Source organism: Paraburkholderia sediminicola (assembly GCF_046027355.1).
In the GTDB taxonomy this organism is placed as follows: domain Bacteria; phylum Pseudomonadota; class Gammaproteobacteria; order Burkholderiales; family Burkholderiaceae; genus Paraburkholderia; species Paraburkholderia sediminicola_B.
Window position 1 is genome coordinate 83,983 of the sequence record NZ_JAQQEK010000024.1, and the last position, 19,277, is coordinate 103,259.

General features: G+C 61.8%; 17 protein-coding genes. 6 read left to right on the forward strand and 11 right to left on the reverse strand.

Annotated elements, in window-relative coordinates; all coding sequences use genetic code 11:
- Positions 1-30: 30 nt before the first annotated feature.
- Both PQR42_RS32305 and PQR42_RS32310 read left to right on the forward strand, forming a co-directional pair.
- Positions 31-1,896 (forward strand): hypothetical protein, encoded by a 1,866-nt coding sequence (locus tag PQR42_RS32305; RefSeq protein WP_408383781.1) that lies wholly within the window; start codon positions 31-33, stop codon positions 1,894-1,896.
- A 125-nt stretch (positions 1,897-2,021) separates the two neighbouring features.
- Positions 2,022-2,609 (forward strand): LysE family translocator, encoded by a 588-nt coding sequence (locus PQR42_RS32310; protein ID WP_408212303.1) that lies wholly within the window; start codon positions 2,022-2,024, stop codon positions 2,607-2,609.
- Positions 2,610-2,631: 22 nt separating this feature from the next.
- Here the strand turns inward: PQR42_RS32310 and PQR42_RS32315 are convergent, their stop codons facing one another.
- The 7 genes from PQR42_RS32315 to PQR42_RS32345 form a co-directional block, all read right to left on the reverse strand.
- Complete coding sequence (locus PQR42_RS32315) at positions 2,632-3,477, reverse strand: AraC family transcriptional regulator (RefSeq protein ID WP_408212300.1); 846 nt, start codon at positions 3,475-3,477, stop codon at positions 2,632-2,634.
- Between the two features lie 123 nt (positions 3,478-3,600).
- Positions 3,601-4,395 (reverse strand): ABC transporter substrate-binding protein, encoded by a 795-nt coding sequence (locus PQR42_RS32320; protein ID WP_408383785.1) that lies wholly within the window; start codon positions 4,393-4,395, stop codon positions 3,601-3,603.
- Positions 4,396-4,511: 116 nt separating this feature from the next.
- Positions 4,512-5,666 (reverse strand): pyridoxal phosphate-dependent aminotransferase, encoded by a 1,155-nt coding sequence (locus PQR42_RS32325; protein WP_408212295.1) that lies wholly within the window; start codon positions 5,664-5,666, stop codon positions 4,512-4,514.
- 302 nt (positions 5,667-5,968) lie between these two features.
- A complete protein-coding gene (gene dbpA, locus PQR42_RS32330; RefSeq protein ID WP_408383787.1) occupies positions 5,969-7,372 on the reverse strand; it encodes an ATP-dependent RNA helicase DbpA in 1,404 nt (467 codons plus the stop codon).
- A 54-nt stretch (positions 7,373-7,426) separates the two neighbouring features.
- The gene (locus PQR42_RS32335) at positions 7,427-7,627 is read right to left on the reverse strand and encodes a hypothetical protein (protein WP_408212289.1); all 201 of its coding nucleotides are present in this window, start codon (positions 7,625-7,627) and stop codon (positions 7,427-7,429) included.
- A gap of 102 nt (positions 7,628-7,729) precedes the next feature.
- Positions 7,730-8,161, reverse strand: a complete 432-nt coding sequence (cadR, locus tag PQR42_RS32340; protein ID WP_408212286.1) for a Cd(II)/Pb(II)-responsive transcriptional regulator — start codon at positions 8,159-8,161, stop codon at positions 7,730-7,732.
- A 49-nt stretch (positions 8,162-8,210) separates the two neighbouring features.
- Positions 8,211-8,381, reverse strand: a complete 171-nt coding sequence (locus tag PQR42_RS32345; RefSeq protein WP_408212284.1) for a hypothetical protein — start codon at positions 8,379-8,381, stop codon at positions 8,211-8,213.
- Between the two features lie 93 nt (positions 8,382-8,474).
- On the opposite strand from PQR42_RS32345, the gene PQR42_RS32350 reads away from it, so the two are divergent.
- The gene (locus PQR42_RS32350; protein WP_459252328.1) at positions 8,475-10,604 is read left to right on the forward strand and encodes a heavy metal translocating P-type ATPase; all 2,130 of its coding nucleotides are present in this window, start codon (positions 8,475-8,477) and stop codon (positions 10,602-10,604) included.
- A gap of 43 nt (positions 10,605-10,647) precedes the next feature.
- Here the strand turns inward: PQR42_RS32350 and PQR42_RS32355 are convergent, their stop codons facing one another.
- Positions 10,648-11,697: a helix-turn-helix domain-containing protein gene (locus tag PQR42_RS32355; RefSeq protein WP_408383789.1), complete on the reverse strand. Its 1,050-nt coding sequence runs from the start codon at positions 11,695-11,697 to the stop codon at positions 10,648-10,650.
- Positions 11,698-12,031: 334 nt separating this feature from the next.
- Here PQR42_RS32355 and adh point away from each other — a divergent pair, with 334 nt between their 5' ends.
- Together adh and PQR42_RS32365 are read left to right on the forward strand one after the other, a co-directional pair.
- The gene (adh, locus tag PQR42_RS32360; protein ID WP_408494435.1) at positions 12,032-13,552 is read left to right on the forward strand and encodes an aldehyde dehydrogenase; all 1,521 of its coding nucleotides are present in this window, start codon (positions 12,032-12,034) and stop codon (positions 13,550-13,552) included.
- 65 nt (positions 13,553-13,617) lie between these two features.
- On the forward strand, positions 13,618-14,013 hold the full coding sequence (locus PQR42_RS32365; protein WP_408212276.1) for a DUF779 domain-containing protein: 396 nt from the start codon (positions 13,618-13,620) through the stop codon (positions 14,011-14,013).
- 5 nt (positions 14,014-14,018) lie between these two features.
- Here PQR42_RS32365 and eutC read toward each other — a convergent pair whose 3' ends face one another.
- The 3 genes from eutC to eat are packed head-to-tail and all read right to left on the reverse strand — an operon-like array spanning position 14,019 to position 17,654.
- Positions 14,019-14,816, reverse strand: a complete 798-nt coding sequence (gene eutC / locus PQR42_RS32370) for an ethanolamine ammonia-lyase subunit EutC (RefSeq protein WP_408212273.1) — start codon at positions 14,814-14,816, stop codon at positions 14,019-14,021.
- Entirely contained in the window at positions 14,813-16,207 is a 1,395-nt protein-coding gene (locus PQR42_RS32375; protein WP_408383792.1) for an ethanolamine ammonia-lyase subunit EutB, read from the reverse strand. The genes eutC and PQR42_RS32375 overlap by 4 nt, the downstream gene beginning before the upstream one ends.
- A 43-nt stretch (positions 16,208-16,250) precedes the next feature.
- Complete coding sequence (gene eat / locus PQR42_RS32380) at positions 16,251-17,654, reverse strand: ethanolamine permease (RefSeq protein WP_408212268.1); 1,404 nt, start codon at positions 17,652-17,654, stop codon at positions 16,251-16,253.
- A gap of 260 nt (positions 17,655-17,914) precedes the next feature.
- On the opposite strand from eat, the gene PQR42_RS32385 reads away from it, so the two are divergent.
- On the forward strand, positions 17,915-18,781 hold the full coding sequence (locus PQR42_RS32385) for an AraC family transcriptional regulator (protein ID WP_408212439.1): 867 nt from the start codon (positions 17,915-17,917) through the stop codon (positions 18,779-18,781).
- Positions 18,782-19,277 lie beyond the last annotated feature (496 nt).

Genomic DNA, 19,277 nt, shown 5'->3' on the forward strand with positions numbered 1-19,277 from the left:
AGCTTTGGCTTCTCAAGCAACGATAAAAACATGAACACAACCGACCGCCCCGCCCGCTCCCGCTCCTTCTGGCGGCGGGCCTTGTCCTGGGATCTCAACGACCCTCGCCTGACAGCCGCCGCGCGCGTGTGGGTTCCTATCCTATTCGGCCTATGGTCGCTTTTCCTCGGCCAGGACCGCAATTGGGACGGCTTCAACTATCACCAGTACAACGGCTTCGCGTTCCTGAACGACAAGCTGCACACCGACTTCGCGGCGGCCGGTATGCAGACCTACTTCAATCCGATGCTCGATGTCTTCTACTACGCGTTGAATCGGGCTTTTCCCGCGCCGCTGGTGGGCTTCATCATGGGCGCGTTGCACGGCCTCAATTTCGTGCTGCTGCTGTCGATCATCCGGCGAACGCTGCCCGAACTCGCCCCGGAAGACGCGAACCGCACGCCCTTGCTGCTTGCCGCAGCGGGCATCCTGACAGCGAATTTCCTGTCCGGTTTCGGCAATTCCATGGGCGACGACACGACCACGCTGTTCGTGCTCGCCTCACTGCTGCTCATCCTGCATCTTTGGGACAGGTTGACGAAGTGGTCGGCGGCCGCCGCTGCGGCTCTGGTCGGCGCGGGCCTCTTCGTCGGCCTCGGCATGGGCCTCAAGCTGACCAATGCGCCGTTTGCCGTCGCCCTATGCGCAGGGCTGCTGCTGTTGCCGGCAAGGCCGTTCGCACGGGTGCGCGCCGCGTTCCTGTTCGGCGTGGGCGCGCTCGCCGGCTTGCTTGCTGCGAGCGGTTACTGGATGGCCGTGATGTGGCACACGTTCGGCAACCCGTTCTTTCCGCAGTTCAGCTCGATATTCCCCAATCCGCTCACCCCGCCGAGCGGCGTCGCGGATCAATCGTGGCTGCCGAAAAACGCGCTCGAATACGTTCTCTGGCCGTTCATCTTTGCGCTCGATTCGAAGCGCGTCGGACAAGCGCGCCTGCATCAGATCATCTGGCCGGTCGTGTACGTGCTGTTCTGGGTGCTGGCCGCTACCCGGTTCGCGGAACTGGTGCGCAGACGGGTTCCATCGCGCCGACTGAACTGGCGAGCGGTCTACGTCGTCACCTTCGTGGCGTTGGGCTACTTCCTGTGGATGATCGTTTTCAGCATCTATCGCTACGTCGTTCCGATCGAAACGTTGACTCCGCTCGTCGCGTATCTGCTGCTCAATCGGCTCTTGCCGTACCTGACGGCACGGCGGGTCGTCGCATGGTTGCTTGGCGTCACAACCTTGGTCGTCGTGGCCGGCGGTGTCGAGACATGGGGACATGAACACTGGGCAAGGGCGGCTTTCCGTGCCGACGTACCCGCGCTCGAAAGTCCCCAGAACACGACGGCGGTTATCGTCGGCGGGGATCCGCCCTGGGGTTGGATCGTGCAGTTCTTTCCCGCGTCGGTCGCGTTCACGCAGATCGACGGCAGCTTTCCGTTCTCGCCTCAATTCGATCAGCACATAGCGGACATCGTGCGCTCTCGCGGCGGTCCTACATACGCGATCATCGAAGGCCGCTACAACTGGCGCGTCGACAACGTAGCGAAGATGGATCAGATCGCAAACGCTCTCGGCCTGACTCAAGGCGCGAAGGGCTGCAACGCGGTGCAAGCCGCGATCGGTCGCCTGCACCTGCACGCAAGCCTGCAATGGACGCCCAACGCTACCGACAACCGGATGTGCCGGCTCGACATCCGGCAGGACGATGTGCGCGATGTGGCCGGCGAGAATGCACAACTGATCGAACAGGCGCGCCCCGCGTTAGAGCGGCATGGCTTCACCATCGACGCCAGCTCCTGCACCACTTACAGAGCCTATGTCGGCCAAGGCGTCTTCCCTTACCAGTGGTGCCGCATCACCCAGCGCTAAGGTTGCGGGGCCCGGAATCGCAACGATATGGGCCCGCCATGGCAATTTCCTTCAATACACCCCGCCCCTTCGCCCGATACCGTTGACCGTCGCAAATCCTGCGCGCATCCGTATCGAGGCATCTGATGACCGCTTTACTCTCCATGGCCGCCTTCGCGCTGGCCAGCTCAATTTCTCCGGGCCCGGTGAATGTCGTCGCGCTCAGCGCCGGCGCCCAGCACGGGTTTGCCGCGAGCATGCGGCATGTCACCGGCGCGACAGTCGGCTTCACCGTGCTGCTTCTGCTGATTGGCCTGGGACTGCATGAACTGCTCGCCCATTTCCCAAACCTGATCACTGTCGTCAAATGGGCGGGCGTGGGCTTCCTGCTCTACATGGCCTACAAACTCGCCGTCGACGACGGCCAACTCGGCGCTGACAAACCGGCTCGCGGACCGTCCTTCGCTTATGGCGCGGCGATGCAATGGCTCAATCCGAAAGCCTGGCTCGCGTCGCTGGCCGGCATGGGCGCCTATGCAGCCGACGGCGACGGCAGGCTCGTCTGGCAATTCACCGTCGTGTACTTCGTGATCTGTTATGTGTCGATTGCCAGTTGGGCGTATGCCGGCACGTTCCTGCGCAAATACTTGCAGAAACCGCAGCGTGTGAGGTTTTTCAATCGCGTGATGGCGGCATTGCTCGCGGCGAGTGCGCTTTATCTGCTTATAGCGTGAGGACGCAGCGCAGCTTGCGAATTCAACTGCGATACTGCCCCGGCGTCGCCGCGACCAGCCGTTTGAAGATTCTCTGCAAGTGGGCCTGGTCCGCAAAACCGGCGTCGAGCGCGACATCCGCGATCACGCGCCCGCGCCTGAGTTGCGCGCGGCTGTACTGAATACGCCGGTTGACCAGATAAGCATGGGGCGTCATGCCGTAGCGCTGCTTGAACGCGCGAATCAGATGCGACGCGGACAGATCGGCCGCCTCGCAAATGTCCTCCAGCTTCAGCGACTGCGTGCAGTTTTCAGCGATGAATTCCGCCGCGCGCGTGAGCTGGCGGCTCGCGTCGTGAGCCGGCAAAACCGCCGGATTCAGCCTGTTTTGTACTTCGGAGAAAAAGGTGATGGCCGCGCTTTGCTTGCGCAGCGTGTCGGCGTCATTGTCGACGAGAATGGCATGCAGCCGGTTTAAGCCGCCGAACAGTTCCGCGTCCGTGGTCATGGTCTGCGAGAACGCGCGAAACGCGTGGTTCTCGCTGAAACCCAGCTCGTGTTGCAAGCCCGTGAGCCATGCCACATCGACATGCATCATGCGATAAGACCAGCGCTCGTCGGCTACCGGATTGCACGCATGCACGTCGTCGGGGTTCATCATGACGACTACGCCCGCGCCGATCCACTCACGTGCGTGGCGATTCAGATACTCGCTGCGTCCACCCGTAACGGCGCCGATCGAGAACGTTTCGTGCGAGTGTTTCGCGTAGCAGACGTCGCGACCGTCTTCAATGGAACGCACCTCGATGAACGGCAACGCGTCATTGCGCCAGAACCGCGGCGCAGAAGCGCTTTTCGCCTGAAGTGCCGCCTCGGTAATTCCGCTCATCCGCGCGTTCTCCGATGTTTGCGTAGACCTCGCCGCAGCGAGGCCTACGTATCGTAGCCGTCAAACGCAGCATCAACAAGCAGACTCACGAACAACGCGGAGGGTGCAGACACACGCGAAAGACTATTTTGCCGTCACGTCGATGTTGCCGAGATATTTCGCGGCCAGCGTCTTCACCGTGCCATCGGCCTGCACCTTCGCGATCGCCGCATTCAAGCGGTCACGCAATGCCGTGTCACCTTTGCGAATTCCGTATGCAATGCCGCTGCCGAGGATCTTGTCGTCGCGCACCGGTTCACCCACGAAGGCGTAACCATTGCCGCTCGGTTTCGACAGAAAACCTGTCTGGCCGGCCGGCGCCAGCACGAGCGTAGCGTCGAGACGGCCCGCCACGAGATCCGTATAAACCTGGTTCTGGTCCTGATACGGCACGACGGCCACGCCAGCCGATTCCCAATGCGTCTTCGCGAAGTTTTCCTGAATCGACGCCTGCAATACGCCCACGCGCTTGCCCTTCAGCGAGGCGGGCGTCGGCAGCAGACCGCTGTCGCGTTTGGCGATCAACTGCGTCGGCACACGATACACGACGGTGGTGAAATCGATCGCCTGACGGCGTTGTTCGGTCGCGTTCATCGCCGAATTGATCGCGTCGAACTTGCGGCCCTGCAGCGCCGGAATCAGGCCGTCGAACGAGGTCTCGACCCATTTGCACGTCATGTTCGCGGCGACGCAAACCGCATTGCCGACGTCGATATCCAGACCCTGCAACTCACCGTTCGGGCCTTTCGATTCGAACGGCGGATACTGCGCTTCGAGGCCGAAACGCAGCGTCGAGGGTTCGGCAGCGCTCGCGGCAGACGACGCCGCGAGCGACGCGAATGCACAGGCCAGCGCCAAAAGAGGCTTGAGCAATTTCATAGCAGATCCCTGTCCCTTCGAATTTGTTGTCACGCCGCCTAGCGGCGCCCTGATGCGTGCCCGCGCGACGATCATACTGCGTTCAAAAATGCAGCCGCTGCGCGCAAACTTCCCGTTCAAATCTCGCACAGACGCCGCGCGCCTTCGATCAAAGTCGCGTCATCCTTCGAGAAGCTCAGGCGGATCAAGCCGGAGTCCGTACCATCGGTATAAAACGCCGACAGCGGAATAGTCGCAACACGTGCATCGCGAATCAAGCGCAGCACGAAATCGCTGTCGCTTTCCTCGGAGAAGCCGCGAAAACGCGCGAGCATGAAGAAGCTGCCTTCGCTCGGCAACAACTCGAAGCGCGAATCGCGCAGTGCCTCCGTGAGTAGATCGCGCTTCTTCTGATAGAACGCGGACAAGCCGAGGTAGCTTTCGCGATTGGCCAATGCGTCGACAAACGCGTACTGCATCGGTGTATCGGCAGAAAACACCATGAACTGATGGACTTTGCGAATCTCGTCCATCAACTCGGCGGGCGCGAGGCAATAGCCGACGCGCCAGCCGGTCACGTGATACGACTTGCCGAACGACGAGACGATCACGCTGCGCTCCGCGAGCTCGGAATGACAAGCCATGCTCTGATGTTTCGCGCCGTCGAACACCACGTGTTCATACACCTCGTCGGCGAGAATCACGATATCGGTGTTGCGCGTAATCGCCTTCAGGCGCTCGACGTCGGCTTCGCTGAACACGGTCGCCGTCGGATTGTGCGGCGTGTTGATGATGATCATGCGAGTCTTCGGCGTGATCGCGGCGGCGACCTCGTCCCAGTTCACCCGGAAGTCGCTCAAGGACAGCTTGATCGCAACGGGCGTGGCGCCTTGCAGCCGCACGATCGGGCCGTAGCTGTCGAACGACGGCTCGAAGTAGATCACCTCATCGCCCGGATGCACCAATGCGCTGATGGTCGAATACAGACCTTCGCTTGCGCTGGCGATCACGGTCACTTCGCTGGCCGGGTCGTAGCGCACGCCGTATAGCGTGGCGACCTTGTCGGCGAGCGCTTCGCGCAAGGCGGCGATGCCGGCCATCGGCGCGTACTGGTTATGACCGGCGCGCATGGCTTGAGCGACGCCATCGATCAGTTTGGCGTCCGGCGCGAAATTCGGCGCGCCTTGCGACAGATTCAGCGCGTCGTGCTGAGCGGCCAGTTGGCCGATCACGGTAAAAATCGTCGTGCCTACATCAGGCAACTTCGAGCGGGCTTGCGTGGCGCTCTGCATAAGGCTTTCTCCCTTTCTCCATCCGGCAGCGGATTCACGGAACGGCCAACTGCGCGGCGGTCCCTTCCGGTTTGGTGATTAGGCATCAGCCAAAGAACCGTCACAATCGAAACTTTGTCATGCGCGGCATGCATTTACGTCATGGCTCACGCGAAGGCGCGCCGCCACGGGCAAAGCCGGTCAGATCGGTACTTTCGAGGAAGAAACGAGGCTGCGCGAGGAGCGTGGGAAACTGCAGAGGTATGACGATATGTGATGCGGCCGGCCGCTAGCGGAGCGCTCGCGACCGGCCTCGCCGCCTATCAGGCCTCGTCCATGAGGCGGACTTTGACCTTCTTGCCCTTCACCTTGCCGGCGCTGAGCTTGCGCAACGCTTCACGCGCGACACTGCGCTCCACCGCCACATAGGTGGACATTTCCGTCACGTTGATCTTGCCGATCTGCGAGCCGGCGAAACCCGCCTCGCCGGTCAGCGCACCGAGCACGTCGCCGGGACGGATCTTTTCCTTGCGGCCGCCGAGAATCTGCAGCGTTTCCATGGGCGGCAACAGTCGCTCATTGCTCGCCGCGGTGAGTTCGGACAGCTTGTGCCACTCGACCTCGCGCTTTTGCGCCTGTTCGAGACTGCCGACACGGCCCATCTCGTTCATGCTCGCCAGACTCAGCGCCCAGCCGTCCTGATCGGCGCGGCCCGTGCGGCCGATCCGGTGGACGTGCACTTCCGGATCCGGCGTCACGTCGACGTTGATCACGGCTTCGAGTTGCGCGATGTCGAGACCGCGCGCGGCGACGTCGGTGGCCACCAGCACCGAGCAGCTGCGGTTGGCGAACTGGATCAGCACCTGATCGCGTTCACGCTGGTCGAGTTCGCCATGCAGCGCGAGCGCATGAAAACCCTGCGCGCGCAACACGTCGAGCAGATCGCGGCATTGCTGCTTGGTGTTGCAGAACGCCAGCGTGCTCACCGGGCGATAGTGGTTCAGCAGCAGACCAACGGCATGCAGCCTTCCGTCTTCGGTCACTTCATAGAAGCGCTGACGAATCTTGGTGTTGTCGTGCCGCTCGGCGAGCTTCACTTCCTTCGGATTGCGCAGGAACTGCTGGCTCAGTTTGACGATGCCTTCGGGATACGTCGCCGAAAACAGCAGCGTTTGCCGTTCTTTCGGGCATTGCTTCACGACGGTGGCGATATCGTCGAAGAAACCCATGTCGAGCATGCGGTCCGCTTCGTCGAGCACCAGCGTGTTGAGCGACTGCAGCGGCAGGCTGCCGCGTTCGAGGTGATCCATGATGCGGCCCGGCGTGCCGACCACGATGTGCGCACCGTGTTCGAGACTCGCAGTTTGCGGACGCATCGGCGTGCCGCCGCACAGCGTCAGCACCTTGATATTTTCTTCGGCGCGCGCGAGACGGCGGATTTCCTGCGTGACCTGATCGGCGAGTTCACGAGTCGGGCACAGCACCATCGCCTGCACGGCGAAGGTGCGCGCGTCGAGACGCGCCAGCAGTGCCAGCGAAAACGCCGCGGTCTTGCCGCTGCCGGTTTTCGCCTGGGCGATCAGATCGTGGCCGGCGAGCGCGATCGGCAGGCTCGCGGCCTGAATCGGCGTCATCTCGACGTAGCCGAGTTGCGTCAGGTTGGCGAGCGTCGCGGGCGGCAGCGGTAGCTGGCTAAACGGCGCGCCGGCGGTGGTGGGACTGTTCATAGGGTAATGGCTCGCAATCGGATAAAGCGGCTAAGGCGGCAAAGGGCAAAAGACTTATTCGGCCATGGGGCCGGTGGCGGGACGGCCTTCGATCTGCTCGTACAGCACCGAGCCATCGTCCCCGTCGAAACGCTCGACGTAATTGCGCGCGCCGCACATCGGACAACGGAACAGGAGGCCCTGTCCTTCGTTCTTGATGACGACGTCCGATTGCTCCCACTGCGCCTGGCAGGACTGGTTTCTACAGGTAAACACGTTGATTCTCCAACTGGATTCGATTGCTTGTCCGGCGAGCCGTACGCACGGCCCGGCCGTGAATGGGACGGTTGCTGCCAAGGTGGCGACGGCTAAAGCACGTCAACCCAGATGCGTATGCCGCGCACGCGGCGCGCTCACATCCATGTCGGTGAGACCCTGCACGATGCCGCAGTCTTCCACGGCCTGTTCGCCGTGGCATTGCTCGCGCAAGGTGGTCAATTGCGCTTTCAGTTGCTTCAGTTCGTCGATGCGCATGTCGACGTGCGCGATGTGCTCGTCGATCAAGGCATTGATGCCGCCGCAGCCGTCCGCCGGTGCGTCGGTCAGACGCAGCAGCGCACGGATTTCGTCGTGGGTCATGTCGAGCGCGCGGCAATTACGGATGAAACGCAGCCGTTCGACGTGCTTCGCCGTGTAACTGCGGTAATTGGCCTCGGTGCGCTCCGCTTCGGGCAACAAGCCCTCTTTTTCGTAGAAACGGATGGTTTCGGTCGTGCAATGGGCGATTTTCGCCAATTCGCCGATTTTCATGGACCCTCCGGATGGCGGCCTTGACCTTGTAGTGGCTTCAAGGTGTTTACTAGACCACAAATCGAACCAGGAAGCCACCATGCCTCAAGCCGACCACGCCGAAGCCGACCGCCTCGAACGGGCGAAATCCCGTGCGGACGGGCACGAAGGGCATGCTCATGCCCATGACGACGCCAACTGCGGTCATGGCCACGATGCGCATGATCACGACCATGGTCATGACAGCCACCGCCACGCGCACGCCCACGGTGATGCAGACTCGGCGTGCTGCGGAGGAACCGGGACCACGGCCGCCGTGTCCGCGCCGCTCCCACTGCCGCCATCCGAGGCCATCGGCAGCAACGTGCGCACCGCCATCCGCATCATGCAGATGGATTGCCCGACCGAGGAAGCGCTGATCCGCAAGAAATTCAGTCGCATGCCGCACGTGCGCAGCATGGACTTCAACCTGATGCAGCGCGTCTTGACGGTCGTCCATGCGCCGGAGGCGCTCGACTCGATCCTCGCCGCGCTACGTTCGCTCGACTTCACGCCCGAACTCGCGGACGCCGGTCCGGACGCCGCGCCCACGGCAGCGCCGCACGCACCGTCCACGCCGTGGTGGCCGCTGGCGTTCGCCGGTGTGGCTGCGGCAGGCTCAGAGGCCGCTGGCTGGCTCGGCGCGCCGGCCTGGTTGCCGGCGGGTCTGGCGATCCTCGCCATCGTCTCCTGCGGCCTCACGACGTACAAGAAGGGCTGGCTTGCCGTCCGCAACGGCAACCTGAACATCAACGCGCTGATGAGCATCGCGGTGACCGGCGCGCTGATCCTGCGCCAATGGCCGGAAGCCGCGATGGTGATGGTGCTCTTCACCATCGCCGAACTGATCGAGGCGAAGTCGCTCGACCGCGCCCGCAATGCGATCCAGGGTTTGATGCAGCTCACGCCCGAACAGGCGAGCGTGCAGCAGCCCGATGGCAGTTGGCGATCAATGGATCTGAAGGCAATCACGCTCGGCGCCGTGGTTCGCGTGAAACCGGGTGAGCGAATCGCGCTCGACGGCGAGATCGTGACCGGCCGCTCGAGTGTGGATCAAGCGCCGATCACCGGCGAAAGCTTACCGGTCGACAAGGCCGTAGGCGACGCGGTATTCGCCGGCACGATCAACCAGACCGGCTCGTTCGACTATCGCGTCACCGCCGCGGCGAGCAACACGACGCTCGCGCGCATCATCCACGCAGTCGAGGAAGCACAAGGCACCAAGGCGCCGACGCAGCGTTTCGTCGATCAGTTCGCCCGTGTGTATACGCCGATCGTGTTCGCCATCGCGCTCGCCGTGGCCATCGTGCCGCCGCTGTTGTTCGACGGATCGTGGCAGGCGTGGGTCTACAAGGCGCTGGTGATGCTGGTGATCGCGTGCCCGTGCGCGCTCGTCATCTCGACGCCGGTGACCATCGTCAGCGGTCTTGCCGCGGCGGCCCGCAAAGGCATTCTGATCAAGGGCGGCACGTATCTCGAGCAGGGCCGCAAACTGACCCGTCTCGCGCTCGACAAAACTGGCACGATCACCCACGGCAAGCCCGTGCAAACCGAGTTCGAAATATTCGCCGAGATCGACGTCGTCCGTTGCCGCACGCTGGCGGCGAGTCTCGCGGGGCGCTCCGATCATCCCGTATCGATGGCGCTTGCGGTAGCAGCAAAGACGGACGGCATCACCAACGTTGCAGTCGACGCTTTCGAGGCGCTCGCGGGACGCGGCGTGCGCGGCGAGATCGACGGCTTGCCGTACTGGCTTGGCAATCATCGGCTGGTCGAAGAACTCGGACGCTGCTCCGCGTCGCTCGAAGCGCGGCTGGACGCGCTCGAAAGCCAGGGCAAGACCGTCGTGATGCTAGTGGACGCCGAACGCGTGCTCGGTCTGTTCGCCGTCGCCGATACGGTAAAGGAGACGAGCCGCGCCGCCATCGCCGAATTGCAGCGGCTCGGCGTGAGCACGGCCATGCTTACCGGCGACAACCCGCACACCGCTGCCGCGATCGCTGAGCAGGTCGGTATCGACGAAGCGCGCGGCAATCAGTTGCCAGAAGACAAGCTGAACGCAGTCGCGCAGTGGTCGAACGACGGAGCGACGGTCGGCATGGTCGGCGACGGCATCAACGACGCGCCCGCGCTGGCGCGCGCCGACATCGGCTTCGCGATGGGCGCGATGGGCACCGACACGGCAATCGAAACCGCCGACGTCGCGTTGATGGACGACGACCTGCGCAAGATTCCGTCGTTCATTCGCCTGTCGAAGGCGACGCATTCGGTGCTGGTGCAGAACATCACGCTCGCGCTCGGCATCAAGAGCGTTTTTCTCGTGCTGGCCGTGACCGGTCTGGGCACGATGTGGATGGCCGTGTTCGCCGATGTGGGCGCGAGTCTGCTGGTGGTCGCGAACGGGCTGCGGTTGTTGCGCAGGTGAGCGCGCGCCCGCAGGCAGAAACGGCTCGACGCCTGCCTTGAAGTCAATGAGCGAACGAGCGCTCATCCGCGATCTGATCGTGACGTGCGCCCATCGCCGCCTTCAACGTATCCGAAGGCCGCATGCCGAAGAGCTTCCGGTAATCGGTTGCGAACTGGCTCAGATGCCAGAAGCCCCACGCCGCCGCGACGTCCTGCACCGAGCGTGATTCACGCGAGGCATTCGACAGATCGCGCCGCGCCCCATTCAGGCGGATCGCGCGCAGATATGCGGCGGGCGCCATGCCCAGCACATCCTGAAAGCAGTATTGCAGCGTACGCCGGCTCACATGCAGTTGCTCGCACAACTCCGGCACGCTCACCGCCCGCTCGCGATTGACCAGCACATAGTCGCGCGCTTCCGACACGATCGACTGACGGCGTGGACGCGCCGGCATCGCAAGCGGCTCCGACGCAGGCAACGCGCCGACGTCGAAGAGCAAAGCCAGCACCGACGCCTGCAGATTGTTGCGCGCGACTGCAGACAGCGGCGTGCCGTGCGCCGCGCCATCATCGAGCAACTGCCGTAGCGTGGCGCACAACTGCTGCTTGCGAGCCATGCCGATCGGCACCACCTGCGCGTTCGGCACATGATCGGCCAGACCGACGCGCTCCACTTCCGCCGCGTAACGGCGCAGCACTTCGCCTTTGACCACCACGCCGAAAATCTCGTAACCCGCCGAGGTCAGCAGTTCGAATTCGATGCCGCCCGGACGAAACGCGAGCGCATCGCCGGCGATCACCTGCGCGTCGATGCGCCCCGAACCCACAGGGCAAGTCGGGATGCCGAACCAGTACGCGTCCTTCTGCACCTCGCAGGTTTGTCGCAGCGTATGACTGGTCGTTTCGACGAACACCTGCATGTGATCGAGGCACAACTCCGTCAGGCCGCCGACAAAACACCCTGCCGTCAACTGGTCGTAGGTCTGGCTCCAGCCATGCAGATTGCGCGCCTGCTCGTCGGCATCGTGCGCGACGCAGGTTTGCACGCGGAAGCTCGGCTGCGGCGTGAGCGTCGGACTGGACAGGGTGTCGCTGAGAGTGTCAATCGTCATACCGGATCTGCCCAAACGGAATATCGAGGAGGATCGAAGGCAAGGAGAAGGCAATTCCCATGCCGAACGGATCCGATGCCTGCTCACGCCTTTGTATCGGCAGACATCAAAGCCAGTGTTCAACTGATGAACAGCGCTGCACACGCTGCTCAGAAACGAAACGTTCACCTTGCGCCGGTTGAACAGCGTGTCGCCCGATGCCGTGCGCGAGTGCCTACTACGCGTGCAACGGTCACCAGCGCGGTGCATTGGCACACTTCTGGCTCTAGCCTCTCGCGGCCAAGCGATATATCGAGCCGAATACAGCCCATTCAAACATGTGAGGAGCACACAGATGAATCACGCAGAGATGCAATTCCTGACCACCGAATTCCCGTACAAGAAGCAGTATGCGAATTTTATCGGCGGCGAATGGGTGAAGCCCACGGGCGGCGAGTACTTCGACAACGTGTCGCCGATCACCGGCGAAGCGTTTACGTCGATTCCGCGTTCGCGCGAAGCCGATGTCGAACTCGCGCTCGACGCCGCTCATCGTGCGAAAGCAGCATGGGGCAAGACCTCAGTTGGCGATCGCGCAAACATCCTGAACCGCATTGCCGACCGGATGGAAGCGAACCTGCAACGTCTCGCCGTGGCCGAGACGATCGACAACGGCAAGCCGTTGCGCGAAACCATGGCCGCCGACATTCCGCTCGCCATCGATCACTTCCGCTATTTCGCCGGCGCCGTGCGCGCGCAGGAAGGCTCGATCTCCGAGATCGACCACGACACCGTTGCGTATCACTTTCATGAACCACTCGGCGTGGTCGGCCAGATCATTCCGTGGAATTTCCCGATCCTGATGGCCGTGTGGAAGCTCGCGCCCGCACTCGCTGCCGGCAACTGCGTGGTGCTCAAGCCGGCCGAGCAAACGCCCGCGTCGATTCTCGTCCTTATCGAACTGATTCAGGACTTGCTGCCCGCCGGCGTGTTGAACGTGGTGAACGGCTTCGGTCTCGAAGCCGGCAAGCCGCTCGCGTCCAGCAAGCGCATCGCCAAGATCGCGTTTACCGGCGAGACCACGACTGGCCGTCTGATCATGCAGTACGCGAGCCAGAACATCATTCCTGTCACGCTCGAACTCGGCGGCAAGAGCCCGAATATTTTCTTCGACGACGTGATGAACGCCGACGACAGCTATTTCGACAAGGCGCTCGAAGGCTTCACGATGTTCGCGCTGAATCAGGGCGAAGTATGCACATGCCCGTCGCGCGTATTGATCGATGAAAAGATCTATGACCGCTTCGTGGAGCGTGCGCTCAAGCGCGTCGCCGCGATTACGCAAGGGCATCCGCTCGATACCAAAACGATGATCGGTGCGCAGGCCTCGCAGGAACAGCTTGAAAAAATCCTCTCGTATGTCGATCTGGGCAAACAGGAAGGCGCCGAATGCCTGATCGGCGGCGAACGCAATGCGCTCGACGGTGAGTTGAGCAAAGGCTACTACGTGAAGCCGACCGTGTTCCGCGGCCACAACAAGATGCGCATCTTCCAGGAAGAGATCTTCGGACCGGTGGTATCGGTCACAACGTTCAAGACCGAAGAAGAAGCGCTCGAGATCGCCAACGACACGCTCTACGGTCTAGGCGCCGGCGTATGGACGCGTGATGGCACGCGCGCCTATCGTTTCGGCCGGCAGATTCAGGCAGGCCGCGTGTGGACCAACTGCTATCACGCTTATCCGGCGCATGCGGCATTCGGTGGCTACAAGCAGTCGGGCATCGGTCGTGAAAATCACAAGATGATGCTCGACCACTATCAGCAAACCAAGAACCTGCTGGTCAGCTATAGCGACAAGCCGCTCGGTTTCTTCTAAGCGTCGCGTTCCTGTTCGAGCGGGCCACCTTGTGTGGCTCGCTCTTTTTTCTGCGAGGGCATGTGATGGCTGATGAGAAAGAAGTCGCCCGCGTGATCGCAACGCCGGCCGCTGTCGAGTTGATCGACAAGTTGCGCGCGGAGCATGGCGAGGTGCTGTTCCATCAATCCGGTGGATGCTGCGACGGCAGCGCCCCGATGATGTTTCCTCAGGGTGAGTTCATGGTCGGCTCGTCCGATGTCAAACTCGGCACGATCGCGGGCGTGCCGTTCTACATGAGCGAATCGCAATTCGAGTACTGGCAGCACACGCAGTTGATCATCGACGCGGTGCCGGGCAATGGCGGAATGTTTTCTCTGGAGCGGCCCAGTGGTTTACGGTTTCTGACACGCTCCCGTCTTTTTGAGGACCACGAGAATGCGTGGCTCGAAACGCATCCGGTGGAGCGCGTCGATGCTTGATCGTTTCACGCTGCGCCTGGGTTTGAATCGTCGCTGACCGCGGGCGCCGCTGGCGTCTCTGCCAGTAGCGCGTCGCTATCATCTTTCAGGCCGACGCCGGTGAGCCCCAAACGCCTTGCATGCGTCAGCAGATAGTGCAGCTTGTGCGCGGCCAACGGATAGTCGAGTCCTTCGGGACGCACATTCGAAATACAGTTGCGCTGCGCGTCGCTACAGCCGACTTTCGGCGCGTACGTCAGATAGATACCGAGGCTATCGGGCGAACTCAAACCCGGTCGCTCACCGATCAGCATCACCACCAGTTTTGCATTGAGCAACTCGCCGATCTCGTCACCCAGCGCGACGCGCGCCTGGCGCGCGACCACGACCGGGCCGATTTTCCAATCCGCGAGGCGCGGAACGACAGCTTGCAGCAGCGGAAGAGATTGCTTCGACGCGGCGAACGCCGAAAGTCCATCACCGATCACGAAGACCACCTCGGGCGAATCGTTCGGGACCGCTGCCAGTGCCACGCGACTCTCTTCCGATAAACGTCGCCCAAGATCGGGACGCCGCAAATAGTGCTCGCGATCCGGCGCGGCGCTATGCACGTCGAGCGTCTTGAAGTTTTGCGCGCGCAATTGCTCGTGCAACACGTCCGTATCGAGTGGATGATGCACAGCGTCGCGCGCCTGCGCGTGCGACAGGTTGAATGCGAGCAGCGGCGCGGTCGGCAAGCTATTGCCCGCACGGCCCAACGCGATACGCGCGTTGGTAAACTGCCGTAGCGCATTCCATGGATTCTTTTCGAGGAAGTCGCTCATGCAATGCCCATCCAGTCGCGCGCGCCTTCCAGCAAAGGTTGTTGTGTCGATGCGCTCAGCAACGCGCCGCGCGCGTCGGTGATCTGCATCGACTCCAGCCATTCTTCGAATTCCGGCGCGCGGCGCAAACCGAGCACGTCCCGCACGTAAAGCGCGTCGTGGAACGACGTGCTTTGATAGTTGAGCATGACGTCGTCCGCGCCTGGAATGCCCATGATGAAGTTGATGCCCGCTACGCCGAGCAGCGTGAGCAGGTTGTCCATGTCGTCCTGATCGGCTTCGGCATGGTTGGTGTAGCAGATGTCGCAACCCATCGGCACGCCGAGCAGTTTGCCGCAGAAGTGATCTTCGAGACCGGCGCGTGTGATTTGCTTACCGTCGTACAGATACTCCGGTCCGATGAAGCCGACCACCGTGTTCACCAGGAACGGATTGAACTTGCGCGCGACCGCGTAGGCGCGCACTTCGCACGTCTGCTGGTCCACGCCGAAATGCGCATCCGCTGATAAGGCGCTGCCCTGGCCGGTTTCGAAGTACATCAGATTGTTGCCGACCGTACCGCGTTTCAGCGAGAGTCCCGCTTCATACGCTTCCTGCAGCAGCGCGAGCGAAATGCCGAAGCCCGCGTTCGCTTTCTCCGTGCCCGCAATCGACTGAAACACCAGATCGACCGGCGCGCCTTTTTCAATTGCGGCAATCGTATTGGTGACGTGTGTCAGCACGCACGATTGCGTCGGCACCTGATAGCGCTGGCGGAAGTCGTCGATCATCAGCAACAGCTTGGTGATCGCGGCGAGATTGTCGCTGGCCGGGTTGATGCCGATCATCGCGTCGCCGCAACCGTACATCAGGCCGTCGAGCATCGAGGCGGCAATGCCTTTGACGTCGTCGGTCGGATGATTCGGTTGCAAACGCACCGACATGTGCCCCGGTAAACCGACCGTATTGCGAAAGCGCGTAATCACCGGGCGTTTACGCGCCGCCGCGATCAGATCCTGATTGCGCATTAGTTTGGACACCGCCGCGACCATCTCCGGCGTGAGGCCCGTGGTGATACGCGTGAGCGCGTCGGCATCGGTCGTGCTGCTCAGCAGCCAGTTGCGAAAGTCACCGACCGTGAGGTGAGAGATCTCGGCGAACGCCTGCGGCGAATGATCGTCGATCACGAGACGCGTGACTTCGTCGCTTTCGTAGGGAATCAGCGCTTCGTTGAGGAAGGTGCGCAGCGGCACCTGCGCGAGCGCCATCTTGGCCGCGACGCGTTCTTCCTCGCTCGCGGCCGCCACGCCCGCGAGCTGGTCGCCGGAGCGTTGCGGGCTGGCCTTCGCCATCAGCGTTTTCAGATCGGCAAAGCGATACGTGCGGCTGCCGATCGTCTCGGTGTAGCTCATCTTTACGACTCCATCGCCGCTGCTTGCGCAGCGGCTCGATCCGTCATTCCTCGAGCAAGGCGTCCGCCGGCGCGGCTTCGCGTTGATGGCGCGTCATCAGGAAGTAGACGTAGCCCAGCGCGAGAAAGATCGCGAACACGATCGCCACCAGAAAATTGAAGTAGACCATCGTCGCCAGACAGATCACCGCGGCCACCAGCGCAAACGCCGGAAAGACTGGAAACAGCGGCGCGCGGAACGGGCGTTCCATGTCCGGCTCGGTGCGCCGTAGCTTGAACAGCGACAACATGCTGATGATATACATCACGATAGCCCCAAATACAGACATCGTCACGATGTTCGCCGTCAGCGTCTGGCCGCCGAACTGGATCAGCTCGTCGCTATAGATCGCCGCGATACCGACCACGCCGCCCGCAATGATCGCGCGATGCGGCGTCTTGAAGCGCGGATGCACCTTCGAGAGCCACTCCGGCAGATAGCCGGCGCGAGCCAGCGCGAAGATTTGCCGCGAATAGCCGAGGATGATTCCGTGGAACGACGCGACCAATCCGAACAGGCCGAGCCACACCAGCATATGCATCCAGCCGCTATGTTCGCCGACGATGAATTTCATCGCCTGCGGCAGCGGATCGTTGATGTTCGACAGCTTGGTCCAGTCGCCTGCCGCGCCGGCAAACACCATCACGCCGATGGCGAGCACCACCAGCGTCAGAATGCCGGCGACGTAGGCAATCGGAATCGAGCGCTTCGGGTTTTTGGCTTCTTCGGCAGCCATCGCCACGCCTTCGATCGCGAGGAAAAACCAGATCGCGAACGGAATTGCCGCGAACATGCCGTGAAACGAACCCATGCTGAAGGTGTCGGCGCCGGACCAGCCGCCCTTGGTGAAATTCGACCACTGAAAACCGGGCGACACGACGCCCATGAAAACCAGCAGTTCGAAGATCGCGAGCAGTGTCACGCACAACTCGAACGCCGCGGCGATCTGCACGCCGACGATATTCAGCGCCATGAAGACGAGATACGCGCCCATCGCCGCGTGTTTCGGTTCGAGGCCCGGAAACTGCACGTGCAAGTACGCGCCGATCGCGAGCGCGATGGCCGGTGGCGCAAACACGAATTCAACGAGCGTCGCCGCGCCGGCCAGATAACCGCCGGTTGGACCAAAAGCGTGACGAGCGTAGGCGAACGGACCGCCCGCATGCGGAATGGATGTGGTGAGCTCGGTGAAACTGAAAATGAACGTCGTATACATCGCGGCAATGAAAATCGCCGTGATGACGAAGCCGAGGGTACCGGCGCTCGCCCAGCCATAGCTCCAGCCGAAATACTCGCCGGAAATGACGAGGCCGACCGCGATGCCCCACAGTTGCCACGTGCCGAGCGTCTGCTTCAGCTCGTGATGCGTGACTTTGCCGACGTGCTGATTTTTGGACTCTGATTTCATCGGACGCTCCCTGATGGTGCCGCCAGCTCGACGCCGCAAGGCTTTGCGGCGCATGGGCAGACAGGCTTCAGCCGATAGTAGTGAGCCATTATTCGAGGTGTTATCGAAATTCGGCAAAGTTCTGGCTGGCATAGTGTCAGTGAACGCTTAATTGTGCATCGCGTTAACGGCGAAGTTCGCAGGATTTGGTAAATGGGGACGTGGTACTTTCGTTCGCATCCGTTCGACAATTTTTGTGCTCATTTTGTGTTCACCCAGCCATGACTGACTCAGGTAATCGGGCTCGCTATGAAACCCGGCTCGGCCGCGTGCTCGACCATATTTACGATCATCTCGACGAGCCGCTCGACATCGATCGTCTAGCGGAAATCGCCTGTCTGTCGCCGTATCACTGGCACCGGATTTATCAGGCGATGTATGGCGAGACGGTGGCCACCACGGTGCGGCGTTTACGGCTGCATCGCGCGGCCGGCTATCTGGCGAACGGTTCCATGCCGATCGCGGAAATTGCCGAGCGCTCCGGCTACAGCAGCCTGCAATCTTTCTCGCGCACTTTTCGCGCGGCGTTCGGCATGCCGCCAGCGCAGTATCGCAAGCAAGGCACTCATAGCCGGTTTCGGCCGGCGCTATCAGGAGACGATCAAATGACGATGCGTGAAGTGGTGATTCGTCACGTGGAGCCGGTGGAGGTTTTATCGGTGGATCACGTTGGACCGTATATGCAGATCGGCAAGGCATTCGATGCGCTGTTCGGCTGGCTCGCAAAACACAATTTACTCGCCGCTGAGATGCGCATGATCGGCGTTTACTACGACGATCCGGGCGTTGTTGCGGAGAGTGAGTTGCGGTCGAAGGCTGGTGTGTTGTTGCCGCATCCGGTTCAGGCGTCCGTCACGGTGAGTCCGCCGGTTTCCGTGGCGCATGTGAAGGGTGGTGAGTACGCGGTGTTGCGACATCAAGGACCCTATAGCGATATGCGTGCCGCGTACGAGTGGCTGTACGGGACGTGGCTCGTGCAGTCCGGGCGGGAAGCGGCCGACGCGCCGGTGTTCGAGGAGTATCTGAATAGCCCGAAGGATACGGCGCCTGCGGATCTCATCACGGAGATCTGCTTACCGTTGGTTTGAGGGTTTGCCTGTCCGGTGCTCGCTTGTGCAGCGTGCTGCGCGGGTGCCTCTCTGGTTTTTATAGTCTTTGTATATGTATACGTAGTAATAGTTAACAAGCCTCGCATCCTTCTGTGGATAACTTGAAACTTCGTTTACGGATCAAGGCGCTGCGGAATCGATAACCCTGCGGAGCGCGCGCGAACAGGAACACGGAGCCAGGGAAAACTTTTGTGCGGCCTGGCGATGTGGCGTTTTTATCAAGGTTTCACCCACAACGTGTCAGGTGGCTTGTACAAAAGTTGTCCAGAGGGGGCTGTGGATAACTTGGAGGGACGTGGCGTCGCGACCGCACCGCGTCTTGGTTCGGCGTGAACATGCGCTTCTTGGCGCGACGCGTGGCGACGCGGTTTGCCGTGCGGTGGAATAGCGTCGGCTGCAAGGAGTTGTCGACAGTCGTGGCCGGGGTGCAGGGCTTCGTATCAGCGTGACGCAGCGAGCAGCCGCCGAGCGTGGT